Below are 12,529 nucleotides of genomic sequence, written 5' to 3'. Positions count from 1 at the left end.
CCGCCCGCTCGGGCGGGGCCATTTCCTTACCCACTCGCCCATCCGCTCGGGTGGTCACGGGGTGACCGTCGCCCTGAGCCGCGAGTGTCACAGCCCGCGCCCCTGACGGTGCGCTGTGCGCAAGAGGGGATGTGTCACAGCGGCCCCCGGTTTCGCCCTCGGCCCCGGGAACCTATCGTCGGCCCTATGTTCGCCGTCTACGCCGCCCGAATCGACCGCGACCAGCCGCTCGCCGGCCTTGAGTTGGGGGAGCGTCCCGCCCCCGAGGCCCGCCCCGGCTGGAGTACCGTCGATGTCCGGGCCGCCTCCCTCAACCATCACGACCTCTGGTCCCTGCGCGGCGTCGGTCTCCCGGAGGACCGGCTGCCGATGATCCTCGGCTGTGACGCCGCAGGTGTCGACGCGGACGGCAACGAGGTCGTCCTGCACTCGGTGATCGGCCAGACCGGTCACGGGGTCGGGCCCGACGAGCCCCGCTCCATCCTCACCGAGCGCTACCAGGGCACCTTCGCCGAGCAGGTCGCCGTGCCCACCTGGAACCTCCTGCCCAAGCCCAGGGAACTGTCCTTCGCGGAGGCCGCCTGTCTGCCCACCGCCTGGCTGACGGCGTACCGGATGCTGTTCACCAACGCGGGTGTACGTCCCGGTGACTCGGTCCTGGTGCAGGGCGCGGGCGGCGGGGTCGCCACGGCCGCGATCGTGCTCGGCAAGGCCGCGGGGCTGCGGGTATTCGCCACCAGCCGGGACGAGGCGAAGCGGAAGCGGGCCCTGGAACTGGGCGCTGTCGAGGCGGTGGAACCGGGAGCCCGGCTGCCGCAGCGTGTGGACGCCGTGATCGAGACCGTCGGCGCCGCCACCTGGTCCCACTCGGTGAAGTCCCTGCGTCCCGGCGGCACAGTCGTCATCTCCGGCGCCACCAGCGGCGACCGGCCCTCGCACGCCGAGCTGACCCGGATCTTCTTCCTCGAGCTGAAGGTCGTGGGCTCGACGATGGGGACCAAGGACGAGCTGGAGGACCTGCTCGCCTTCTGTGCCGCCACCGGAGTACGCCCGGTCATCGACGAACTGCTTCCGCTCGACCGTGCCCGCGAGGGCTTCGAACGGCTGGAGTCCGGGGACCAGTTCGGGAAGATCGTCCTGACCAACTCCTGACCAACTCCTGACCAACTCCTGAGCGACTGGAGAACGGCCGAGTCCGGCGCGAGGAAGAGGGGAAGCGGGCGGGCCGGGTGTGGGCGGCCCGCTGTCGCTCGCCCGTTCCTCAGGACTTCGGGCCGCGCAGCAGCGCTCCGATGCGGGCCGCCGCCGTCGACAGGTGACGACGGGTGTCGTCGAACTGCTCCGCGGTGACGCCGTGGTCGCGGGCCGCGTCCCGGATGTCGTCGCGGAAGCGGTCCAGGAGCCGGTCCAGGTCGCGGGCCGGGTCGCCGGTGCCGTTCTCGTCGCCGTGCGCCCACTCGGGGACGTACTGTGCCGGGAAGTCCTCCGGGGTCTCCGAGTACTCCGGTGCCTGGGTCTGGGGCGGTGTCGGCTTGCGGAGGTCCGGGCCCGATCCGGGCTGCGGCTCGGTGCGGCCGCCGAAGCCGAAGTCCTTGCCGAACTCCCTCCCGAAGTCCTTGCCGTAGTCCTTTCCGAACTCGCCGAACTCCTTGGCGAGTTCGGTCAGGCCCTCACGGACCCCCGTCGGCCAGTCACCGCGTGCGAAGTGGTCCTGGACGTGGTCCTGCACCCGGCGGGCGATGCGCTGCATCTCCTCCTGGGCCTGGGCGCGGGCCCGGGCCTGGGCCTCCTGGGCCTGCCGGCGGGCCCGCTGGGCCTCGTCACGGGCCCGGCGGCTCTCGTCCTTGGCGCGGCGGGCCTGCTCCTTCCACTCCTGCTTGACGCGCCGCATCTCCTCCTTGGCGGCCCGCCAGGACTCCTTGTCACCGAGGTCGCCGAACTCCCCGGTCCCGGTCCCGGCCCCCGTCCCGCTGCCGCGCCGGGCCTCGGAGGCGGCCGCCCGCACCTCGCGGCGCAGATCGCCGGCCGCGCCGCGGACGTCGGCCCTTATCTCGGCGGCCAGCTCGGCCACCGACTCGCGGATCTCCAGCTCCAGGTCGGCCAACTCGCCACTGCGGTCGGCCAGTTCGGCGCGGCCGGCGTCCGTGATGGCGTAGACCTTGCGGCCGCCCTCGGTGGTGTGCGTGACCAGGCCCTCGGCCTCCAGCTTGGCGAGGCGGGGGTAGACGGTGCCCGCCGACGGGGCGTACAGGCCCTGGAAGCGTTCTTCGAGCAGGCGGATCACCTCGTAGCCGTGGCGCGGGGCCTCGTCCAGCAGTTTGAGGAGGTAGAGGCGGAGGCGGCCGTGGGCGAAGACGGCAGGCATCTCAGAGCACCTTCTTGTCGGTCGTACCGTCGGCCGGGGCTGCGGACTCGGACGCGGACTCGGACGCGGACCCGGAGGCGGTGGCCGGGCCCGTCGGTCCGGCCTCCCAGGCCTCCTTCTCCTCGTCCTCCTTGGGTGGGCGGCGCAGCAGGGCGATGGAACCGGAGACCGTGGTGGCGCGGAGCTTGCCGTTGCCCGCGCCGAGGCGGCCGGTGATCTTGTGGGCGCCCCACTGGCCGTGCACCCGCAGCCCGTCGAAGGCGTTGGAGATCGTGCCGCTCGCGGTGTTGGCCTCGACCTCGGCGTCGGCCGGATGGGGCAGCCGGATGGCGATCTCGCCGGAGACACTGGTCAGCCGGACGTCCGTCGGGCCGTCCGGATCCAGGTCGATGATCATGGAGCCGCTGACCGAGTCGGCGCGCACGGCGGAGCCCGAGCCCTCGACGACGGTCAGGTCCCCGGAGACGGAGTTGAACCGCAGGTCACCGGTGACGGCCTGGGCCTCCAGGTTGCCGGAGACGGTGTCCGCGCGGACCTCCCCGGAGAGGCCGACCAGGGTCGTGTCACCGGTGACGCCCTTGACCACCGACGTGCCGCTGATCCCGGAGACGACCGCGGCGGCGCCGACCACGCCCACCTCCACGCGGGTGTCCGCCGGGACGGCGAGCGAGACGACCGCGCTGCGCCGCCAGCCCTTGCGGTCGAGCCACTTGAGGAAGCCCTTCCAGGGCAGGTCCTCGTAGGCCACGGTGAGGGTGCCGCGCTCGTGCGTGACGATCAGGGGTGGGCCCTCGATCGCGGAGACTTCCAGGCGGGCGGAACCCTCGTCCGTGCCCACGACGTTGACTGTTCCGTTGACGACGCGCACGTGCAGATCGCTCACGGGGGTGTCGAAGGTGAGCTTCCTGGGCTCAGCGACGGACCACTCGGACATGGTGCGGACCTCCCTCGGCCGGGCATGACGGCTGAACGCGGGACGCGCATGCACGACTCGCGCCATATCGCGTCTTCCGTAAACACGATATATCGTGGCCGCCGGAAGTCAAGGCACCCTTCGGAGTGACAGGCCGGGCGCGGGATTGACTTCGTTGCGGCCTGGCGGGCCCTATATCGGGCGATAAGGGAAGTAATTGCCTACCGTGTGTCCATGCCGACCGACGAATCGAACGCTGTGTCCCGGTCCGCGTACGTCCCCGCCCCCGGTGCCTTGCTGCTGTGCCGGGCCGACCCCGGCTCCGTCGCCCCGCTCGCCCCTCTCCTGCGCGAACGGATGCTGCTGACCGGGGCCGGTGAGTGGAGCGTCCTCGTGCCCGAGGGTCGGCCGTGGCTGCGCGGGGGCGAGCCCGTCGACCGCGTCCTGACCGGCTGGGCCACCGCGCTCGCCGTGGGTTCCGGGTGGCCGGTACTGGCGCTGTGGTGGGACGCCGACCGAGCCGGCTACACGCTCGTGTCCGGCTTCCGCCGCCCGGTCGGCTATGTCTGGCTCGCCGACGGCACACCGGCGGGGGAGAGCGAGGCGATGCGCACGTTCGCCGCGCGGCTGGGTCTCGACCCGGTCCTCGACGCGCGGTCCCTGGACCGGCTGACCGTGCCGGATCCGGGCGTCGACGCACACGCGCGCCTGCGCGGGCTGATCGCGGTCCTCACGCGCGTGGGGGTGCAGCTGCGGGAGGGCCTGGCGCCGGGGCGGTCGGCGGAGCACCTCCGCGAGGCGGTTGCCACCGGGGCCGACGTGAAATACGTCGACGGTGTCGGAGACGGCGAGGCGCAGCGCGTGACACCGAGGGCACACCGGCTGGCCTTGGCCGAGGTGGCCGTGGGGGCGCCGGTCGCCGCGTGGGGGGTGCGGCGGCGCAGTGTGGGGTGGGCTGTGGTGGGGGCGGTGCTGACGGTGCATGGTGCGCTGGAGTTGTCGTACGAGACGGTGTTCCCGCGGGATTGACCGACCGGGAGGCTCGGGCCCGTACCTGGGCCGCGGGCCGGTGGGGGCTTGCCGTGCTTCGGCCGCGGGCCGGTGGGGGTGCGCCGCGCAGTTCCCCGCGCCCCTTACGGGGCGCTCTGCCCGCCCGGTATCTTCCCCGCGCGCCCCTGATGGGGCTGTCCCCCCGGCGTCCGGGGGCGCCTACTCCTCGTCCTCGTCGTCCAGCCGGGCCAGCCAGGTCGCCAGCCGCTCCACCGGGACCTCGAAGTCGGGGTTCAGGTCGACGAAGGTGCGGAGCTGTTCCGCGAGCCACTCGAAGGTGATCTCTTCCTCGCCGCGCCGCTTCTCCAGTTCCTCGATGCCTCGGTCGGTGAAGTACATGGGTTTGCTCTCCTGCGTACATGTGTGGGTGCCCGGTGATGGGCGCCTACCAGCCTAGGCCGATGACAAAGGTGTGCCGTCGGTGAAGGGTAGGGCTCGCCTCCGGGGGGAAGGACTCTTTCCCCGTGGATTGAAGCGGCGATGTCTTCCCGTGCGGGAAGGGCGGGAAACCATGAACGGTACGGCGTAGGGAGCACACGGGGCTCGGGGGGAACGGGGGAGCGGAATGGAGCAGGACGCTACGCGGATAGCGCGGGTGCGGTTGCCGGACGGTACACCGGTGTGGGCGCGGATCTCGGGGGCCGAGGAACTTGCCGTGCCGTCGGGCGAGTTGTCGTTCACGGACACCGGGTTCGCCGAGCGTGTGGAGGCGACGGTCGAGAGCCTGAACTCGCTGGTCGGCGGGGTCGCGCGGTCGCTCGCCGAGCCGTTGCGCGCGGTGCGGCCCGACGAGGTGAGCATCGGGTTCGGCATCGAGTTGACCGCGAAGGCAGGGAAGGTGGTCGGGCTGCTCGCGGACGGGGAGGCGAAGGCGGCCATCACGGTGACCCTTACCTGGAAAGGCGGCGGCCCACCCGAGCCCGGCATTCCCGACGGTCCCGAGGGCTCCGGCGCATCCCGCGGCGCCGCGGTGCACGGGGGCGCCCAGGGAGCCGGGGCCGGGGGCGCGGAATGACGGACCGGCACGACGGGGGCGCATCCGGGGGCTGGGATCCGGCCCACCATGCGCTGCGTGAACTCGTGATGGCGGCCACCGTACGCATCCATCGCACAGGTGTCGGGTATGCCCCGGAGGAGTCCGGGGCGTTCCTCGGCAGTGGCTTCTTCATCGCACCGAACTGGGTGCTGACCTGCGCCCATGTGATCCACGGCGGGGAAGGAGGCGAGGTCACGGTGGTCTATCAGCCCGGTCCCTTCGACGAGCCCTGCGCGGTGCCCGGCAAGGTCGCCGCGACCCTCCCGGAGCACGTGGAGCGCCCCGTCCAGGGCAGCTGGCCCGCCCCGGACCTGGCGCTCGTCCGGTTGCGCGAGCCGGTGGACCACGAGTGCGTGTACGTCTCCGAGCGGCCGATGCCGCACTACACCGAGGGCCGGGTGTTCTACGCCGGCTGGGCGCCCTTCCAGGGGCAGCCGCAGCCGCACGACGGCTTTCTGACCGTGCACGGCACCATCGGCGGCTGGTCGACGGGCGCCCAGATGCGCCTCGGCGAGAACGACCTGCCGCTCGGCGTCTCCGGCGGACCGGTGATCGACCCGGTGCGCGGCGAGGTCGTCGGCGTGCTCAAGTCACGCGCGGACCACGGATCGGGCGGCACGTCGATCGGGATCGAGCGGCTGCGCACCCTGCCGACGGCGCCGGGCGACCGGCGGCACGACCTGTACCGGCACGGCCTGCGCCACCACGACCCGTACCAGCACGACCTCTACCAGGCCGTCTGCCACGCCCACGACCGCTACCACCGTGACCGCCAGCAGCCCACCGACGCCGGGCGCCCCACCTGGACCGACCTCCAGGCCGAACTCGGTACCCGCCCCGGCCGCACCCTGAGCCCGGACGAGCGGGCGGAGCTGCTCGGCCGACTCGCCGACCTGCCGCCGCCGGACAGTACCCGTGGCCTGCTGGACATCCTCCACTCGCTGCCGAACTTCCGGTTGCCGACCCTGTCGCCCGCACCGCGCGGCTGGCGGGACGGCCTCGGCGCCCTGTACGAGAACGTGCGCAACGACGGCGCGCTCCGCCTCGTCGCCGAGTACGCGATGCGGGTCATGACCGCCGAACGCCCGGTCACGCCCTTCGTGCTGGACGCCGAGCAGGCCCTGTGGGAGTGGATCAAGCAGGCCGCGACCCGGCTGGACAGCGACTACCGCAGCGAGCTGGCCCGCAGGCGCGCCCAGCACCTCGGTGACCGGCTGCGCGAGCGGACCGGCCGCGACCGCGGTGAGCACCGGACCGGGGGCGCGGCGGGGGAGCAGGGCCGGGCGCATCCGCAGGGCACCGCGCGCGATCAGTCCGTCCTGCTCGAACTGGAGCATCTGGCCTGGAACCGCGGCCACTGCGACTGGTCGGTCGCGGTGGTACGGGCCGACGGCGAGGCGATGCGGCTCGACGACGGGCAGGGCGCTCCGCTCGCCGACCTCGCCGCCCGGGTCGCCGAGCCACTGGCCGAGGCCTTTCGCCGCTGTGACGAGCCCGGCCGGCCGGTCCCGCTGCATGCCGCCCTGCCGCATCTGCTGCTCGACCTCCCGGTGGACGAGTGGCGGCTGCGGCCCGGCGCCGACCCGCTGGGAGTCGAACGGCCGGTCGTGGTCCGCTGCAAGGACCGCGACCAGCTGCCGGGGGACGAGGACGGCTGGTACGGCGGTGAACGCCCCGGCGGCGGGGTCGCGGGCGACGGATTCCCCGGTGACGACGAGGAGACCGGCCGCCGCGACCGCTGGCACCGGGGACACGACGGGCGCGAGCGGGCCGAGCACCGCGCCAGAGCCGAGATACTGGACTGCGACGACGCGGTGCGCCGGCCGGTGTCCGACGTGGCCGTGCTGCGCGGCCTCGCGCCCGGGACCGTTCCGGTGCTGTGCCGGCAGGGCGACCGGCGCTACCCGGACGACGCCACCGCACTCGGCCGGATCGTCCGGGCGGGTTACGGGGTGGTGCTGTGGCGCCGCTGGAGAGGCCAGACCGACTCCGTGTGCGGGGAGTTCCACCGGGGCGCCAGGATGACCGTCTACGACGTGGACGGCGCCTGGGAGCTGCCCGAATCGGTACACAGGTTGCGCAAACAGGTGCGCGAGGGGCTCACGGAGGCGTTCTGGGCCAAGGACATCGCTCTCCTGTACGACGACCCGCACCAACCCCTGCCCGGTACGGGCGACCTGCTCCAGGCGCCGTGAGCTCGCGCGCCCTGTGTGAGGCCCTTACGGGGTCTCCTGAACGTCGATAACGTGAGGCACGTTCGATGGCTGCCGTGGGGACCGGACGGACGAGTGACGACGAGGACCGGACATGACCGAATCGAGTGAGTGGCTCATCTACCGAGGCGCCGGCGAACCCCACGACGGCATGAACAGGCTGCCCCCGCCGCCCCCTTGGCGGGACTTCTCCGGCCGGACCGCCGAGAGTGGCGCCGACGGCGGCGACGGCTCCCGGGACCGCAGGCTCGGCGCCAACCGGCATCTCGCCGAGCTGCACCGGCCCGGAGCCGAGGAGCTGGAGATGATCAACGCGGCGCTGTATCTGCGCCGCCCGCTCCTCGTCACCGGCAGCCCGGGCGCGGGCAAGAGCACCCTGGCGCACTCGGTGGCGTACGAACTCGGTCTGGGTGACGTACTGCGCTGGTCCATCGTCAGCCGCTCCACACTCCAGGACGGCCTCTACCACTACGACGCCATCGCCCGGCTCCAGGACGTCCAGATCGCCGCGCAGGGTGGGTACGGCACCGCCGGCGGCACCCCGGGTGCCGTGGAGGCGATCGGCAGTTACGTCCGGCTGGGCCCGCTCGGCACGGCTCTGCTGCCCTCCGACACCCCGCGCGTGCTGCTGATCGACGAACTCGACAAGAGCGACATCGACCTGCCCAACGACCTGCTGAACGTGCTGGAGGAAGGGGAGTTCGAGATCCCCGAGCTCCAGCGGATCGCCGACCGGCTGCCGGACGGCGAGGCCGAGGTGCTCACCGCCGACGGCACCAAGGTCCGGATCCGCGACGGCCGGGTGCGCTGCCGGGCCTTCCCGTTCGTGGTCCTCACCAGCAACGGCGAGCGGGACTTCCCGGCCCCGCTGATGCGCCGCTGCATCCATCTCGAACTGGACCGCCCCGACCACAACCGCCTCGCCACCTTCGTCCGCGCCCACCTCGGCGACGAGGCGGCCCGCGCGGGCGACGACCTGATCAGCCGTTTCCTGGAGCGTTCCCGCAGCGAACTCCTCGCCGCCGACCAGCTGCTGAACGCCGTCTACCTCACCGACGCGGCCGCCCCGCCCAGCCGCGACCGGCTCGCCGACCTGCTCATCCAGCGGCTCGACCGCCCGAGGTGAGCCGCTGATGCCGGACGCAGCGCCCCGACACGGCCCCCTTCCACCCGGCCAGGACCGGGCACCGGGCGAGCCCGGTCCCTCCCCCGGTGACCCGGCGGCAGGCCCCTCCGGTGTGCCCGAGACGGCCGGGAGGGCCGACGAGGACGCCGGACGGGGTGGCCCCGGCGGTGTCGGCGGCGGTCCGGAGCCGGGTGGCCTCGCCGACGGCGACCCGCTGGCCGAACTCGTCCGCAGACTGCGGGAGGTCGGGCTCGACCCGGACACCGAGGGGCTGAGCGACGCCCTCTGGTTGGCCCGGTGGGCTCGGCCCGCCGTCGAGACGGCGGCGGAGCAGGCGGTCCCCGAGCCCGGCGGCGGGCTGCCGAGGGGGGCCGCCGTACCGCCGAAGGACCCGTCGGGGGACACCCCGTCGGCAGGGGGTGAGAGCCGCCCGGCGCGGTCGGCGCCGGCCGTCCCCGAGGCCGGCGGAGCCGATCGCCGTACCTCCCTGTACCCCGTGCCGCAGCAGCACGGCGGCGGCCACAGCAGGCCGGCCGGCCGGATCACCGGGCTGCCGGTCGGCGTACCCGCCGCCCCCGCGCTGCCTGCGCCACTCGAACTCCAGCGCGCTTTAAGGCCGTTGCAGGCCTACCGCAGCGCCGCACCGCCGCTGCGCACCGAACTGGACGAGACGCAGACCGCCGATCAGAGCGCCCGCGCGGGTGGTCTGATCCTGCCCGTGTACCGCGCGGTCACCCGGGGCGACGCCCGGCTCCAACTGGTCCTGGAGGCCTCCCCGTCGATGCGGGTCTGGGATCGGATGTTCGCCGAACTGATCCAGGTCTTCGGCCAGTTGGGTGCCTTCGGGGACATCCAGATCAGCCATCTGCACACCGGCCCCGACGGCGAGCCGGCGGTTGGCCGCAGCGCGGACGTGCACGCGGCCCCGCTGCACACCGCCGACCGCCTCAGCGACCCGACCGGGCGCCGGATCACCGTCCTGATCAGCGACTGCGCCGGACCGCTGTGGCACAGCGGCCACGCGCACCGGCTGCTGCACCACCTGTCGAGGCAGGCGCCGGTCGCCGTGCTCCAGCCGCTGCCGCAGCGGATGTGGAGCCGCACCCGGCTGCCCGTGACCTACGGCGAGCTGAGCCGCGGCGAGACGCTGGGCGGCGCCACCGCGCTGCGGGTGCGCACCCCGGCCGGTGCCGCGTCCGGCGGCCCACGGGGTGCCGTACCGGTGCCGGTGCTGCCGCCCGAGCCGGTGGCGCTCGGGGCGTGGGCGAGGCTGCTGTCCGGGGTCGGCGCCGGGCCGGTGGCAGGCGCGGTGGGCTGGGTGCGCGCGGACCAGCCGCCCGCGCCGGCGGGACGCGCCGGGCGGGCGCTGTCGCCGATCGAGCGGGTCAGCAGGTTCCAGTCCGTCGCCTCCCCGAGCGCCGGCCGGCTCGCCGTCTACCTGGCCGCCGCCCCGCTCTGCCTCCCGGTGATGCAACTGGTCCAGCGGACCATGCTGCCCGACTCCGGCCCCTCCGAACTCGCCGAGGTGCTGCTCGGCGGCCTGGTCACCCGGGCCCGCGAGAACCACGGCGCCGACGGTACCCAGTGGTACGAGATGGCCTCCGAGGTCCAGGAGGCGCTGCTCTCCACGCTCGGCCGCGACGAGGCCCTGCTCGTCCTCAAGCACTGCTCCGAGTACATCGAGCAGCGCTTCGGCAAGGGCGGCCCCAACTTCCCCGCCCTCGCCCTCGCCCAGCTCGGCGACGGCGGCTCCGGGCGGCCGTACACCCCGCCGGGCACCGGCTACCCGGCGCGCAACGGCGACAACGGCGACGCGACCCTGGTGCCGCAGCCCTTCGCCGAGGTCGCCGCCCGCGTACTGGAGCGCTTCATGCCGCTGCCCGAACAGTTCCGCCTCTACGGCGGCCGCGACACCGCCGTACGACCGGGCGAACACCGCACCCACCAGGCGGTGGACCGGGCCCGCGCCCTGCTCGCCCGGTTCGACGCCGAGGGTATGGTGCAGGACCTGATCGACGCGGTTCAGCTGCTGCGCGGGGCCACCGAGCACGAGCAGCCCGTAGGGGCGGACCCGGAGTTGTGGGCGGAGTACGCGCACTGCACCCTGCGCCTGTGGGAGGTGCAGGGCGGCGCCGAGCTGCTGCGCGAGGCCGAGGAGGCGGCGGAGCGGGCCGTGGCCCACCCGCACGCCCGGCGCGAACGGGCCGTCCTGGCCCAGGTGTTGCGGGCCGCCGCCACCGACCGCAGGCGGCACGGCGATCGGACGGGCGCCCTCGACCTGCTGCGCCGTGCCGACCGGGAGTACGCGGTGGCCTGCGGCGCCCCGGACCTCGATCAGCGGGAGGCGCTGCGGCTGACGCTGGAGCGGGTCGGCGCGCTGGAGGCGCAGTGGAGCCTCGGTGGTGACAGCGCGCTGCTGCAGAGCGCGGTCGGCATGCTGGAGGCGTTCGCCGACGCCTGGCCGGACCGCCGGCACCGCCCGCCCGAACTGCCGCGTGCCCACGGCCGGATCCTGCTGCGCCTGTCGAACGCGACGACCGACCCCGAGCAGGCCCGCGGCTACGCGGAACAGGCCTCCCGCTCGCTGCGCGACGCGCTGGAGGCAGCTCCCGAGGCCCCGGACCGGGTCAGGGTACGGCTCGACCTGGTCGACGCCCTGCTGCGCGCGGGCGCGCCCCTGGACGAGGCCCAGGACCTGGTGGACGAGGCACTGGCGGTCACCCGCAGGCGCGGCCAGCGGGCCGCCCTGCATCTGCGGGCCGGGCGCGTCCGGGTCGCCCGGTACGCCGAGACCGGCGACCCGCGCGAACTCCAGGAGGCGGCCGCCGCGTTCGAGAACGCGGCGGGCGAGATGCCCCGGGACGACCCCGAGTACTCCCAGGTCCTCGCCGAGTGGGGCGAGGCGCTGCTGCGCCGGGCGGACTCGGAGCCCGGCGACCGCGCGTGGGCGCCGCTTTCGCAGGCGATCCGGGTGCTGCGGGACTGCCGCCGGGAGACGCCCGCCGGGCACCGGGAGACCGGCTACCGCCTGCTGCTGCTCGGCCGGTCCCTGATCCTCCGCTACCGGCAGCGCGGCGACCGGGTAGACCTCCGCGAGGCGGAGTACCTCTTCGGGCTCGCGGCGGACGAGGCGGACGACGCGGGTGCCCCCATGCTGGCCGCCCGTTGCCGTCTTGAGCTGGGTCAGGCGCAGTACGAGGCCTACCACAGCCTGGGCCGGCCGACCCGGCTGGACGAGGCGATGGACGCGTTCCGACTCGCCGCCGAGTCCGCCCGGGAGGCGGGGGAGGAGGCCCGCACCGAACGCGGCCGTCAGGAAGCGGTGGTGCTGGGCGCGCAGGCCCACCACTGGCGGGGTATGTCCTACGAGGCGGCCGCACGCCCACGGGCCGCCCGCGAGGCCTACCGGGCCGCCCGGACGGAGTGGTCGAAGCTGCCGGAGGGGACTCTGGGTCCGGGGGAGCCGACGGTGCACGACACGGCGGAGCGGCTGGCCGCGCTGGAATGACCGCCACACGGATCGGTCAAGGGAGAGGAACGGGGACATGACGGACGAGCCGTTGCCGGAGTTGCTGGACTTGGACCTGGAGGAGCTGAGGACCGTTCAGCATCCCGTCCTGCGCGAGGTGCTGGAGGGACTGCGCGAACGGGCGGAGCGGCCGAGCGAGATGCTCTGGGGCTTCAACAACGCGATGTGAACGTCACAGAGCGCGCTGTGAGCCAGATGACGCAGTACAGGGCGCTCACGTTCGGTCAAATGGAATCAGAAAAGGGCGAGTTCAATCGCGTCGGGTTTGCGTCCGGTCACCGACCGGGAATGCGGCCT

General features: G+C 73.8%; 10 protein-coding genes. 7 read left to right on the top strand and 3 right to left on the bottom strand.

The features are described 5' to 3' along the window. The first annotated feature begins 186 nt into the window (after positions 1 to 186). Positions 187 to 1,152: a zinc-binding dehydrogenase gene (locus ACZ7OO_RS00300; RefSeq protein ID WP_471499969.1), complete on the top strand. Its 966-nt coding sequence runs from the start codon at positions 187 to 189 to the stop codon at positions 1,150 to 1,152. A 109-nt stretch (positions 1,153 to 1,261) separates the two neighbouring features. On the opposite strand, the gene ACZ7OO_RS00295 is transcribed toward ACZ7OO_RS00300, so the two are convergent. Continuing rightward, positions 1,262 to 2,365 (bottom strand): PadR family transcriptional regulator, encoded by a 1,104-nt coding sequence (locus ACZ7OO_RS00295; RefSeq protein ID WP_471499967.1) that lies wholly within the window; start codon positions 2,363 to 2,365, stop codon positions 1,262 to 1,264. A 1-nt stretch (position 2,366) separates the two neighbouring features. Next, positions 2,367 to 3,299, bottom strand: a complete 933-nt coding sequence (locus ACZ7OO_RS00290) for a DUF4097 family beta strand repeat-containing protein (protein ID WP_471499965.1) — start codon at positions 3,297 to 3,299, stop codon at positions 2,367 to 2,369. A gap of 213 nt (positions 3,300 to 3,512) precedes the next feature. Here ACZ7OO_RS00290 and ACZ7OO_RS00285 point away from each other — a divergent pair, with 213 nt between their 5' ends. Beyond that, positions 3,513 to 4,307 carry a hypothetical protein gene (locus tag ACZ7OO_RS00285; RefSeq protein ID WP_471499963.1) on the top strand — a complete coding sequence of 265 codons (795 nt, stop codon included), beginning with the start codon at positions 3,513 to 3,515 and terminating at the stop codon, positions 4,305 to 4,307. A gap of 180 nt (positions 4,308 to 4,487) precedes the next feature. On the opposite strand, the gene ACZ7OO_RS00280 is transcribed toward ACZ7OO_RS00285, so the two are convergent. Further along, entirely contained in the window at positions 4,488 to 4,667 is a 180-nt protein-coding gene (locus tag ACZ7OO_RS00280; RefSeq protein ID WP_152776632.1) for a DUF6104 family protein, read from the bottom strand. Positions 4,668 to 4,893: 226 nt separating this feature from the next. Here ACZ7OO_RS00280 and ACZ7OO_RS00275 point away from each other — a divergent pair, with 226 nt between their 5' ends. From ACZ7OO_RS00275 to fxsA, 5 genes are all read left to right on the top strand, one after another. Next, entirely contained in the window at positions 4,894 to 5,343 is a 450-nt protein-coding gene (locus tag ACZ7OO_RS00275; protein ID WP_471499960.1) for a CU044_2847 family protein, read from the top strand. Next, positions 5,340 to 7,559: a VMAP-C domain-containing protein gene (locus tag ACZ7OO_RS00270; RefSeq protein WP_471499958.1), complete on the top strand. Its 2,220-nt coding sequence runs from the start codon at positions 5,340 to 5,342 to the stop codon at positions 7,557 to 7,559. The genes ACZ7OO_RS00275 and ACZ7OO_RS00270 overlap by 4 nt, the downstream gene beginning before the upstream one ends. A 112-nt stretch (positions 7,560 to 7,671) precedes the next feature. Then, positions 7,672 to 8,703, top strand: coding sequence for an AAA family ATPase (locus ACZ7OO_RS00265; RefSeq protein ID WP_471499956.1), 1,032 nt, complete (start codon positions 7,672 to 7,674; stop codon positions 8,701 to 8,703). Between the two features lie 7 nt (positions 8,704 to 8,710). Further along, entirely contained in the window at positions 8,711 to 12,211 is a 3,501-nt protein-coding gene (locus ACZ7OO_RS00260; protein ID WP_471499954.1) for an SAV_2336 N-terminal domain-related protein, read from the top strand. 37 nt (positions 12,212 to 12,248) lie between these two features. Beyond that, on the top strand, positions 12,249 to 12,401 hold the full coding sequence (gene fxsA / locus ACZ7OO_RS00255) for an FxSxx-COOH cyclophane-containing RiPP peptide (RefSeq protein ID WP_471499952.1): 153 nt from the start codon (positions 12,249 to 12,251) through the stop codon (positions 12,399 to 12,401). Positions 12,402 to 12,529: the final 128 nt, after the last annotated feature.

Source organism: Streptomyces sp. NPDC111744 (assembly GCF_055634995.1).
This window is presented reverse-complemented; position numbering and strand designations above follow the sequence as displayed.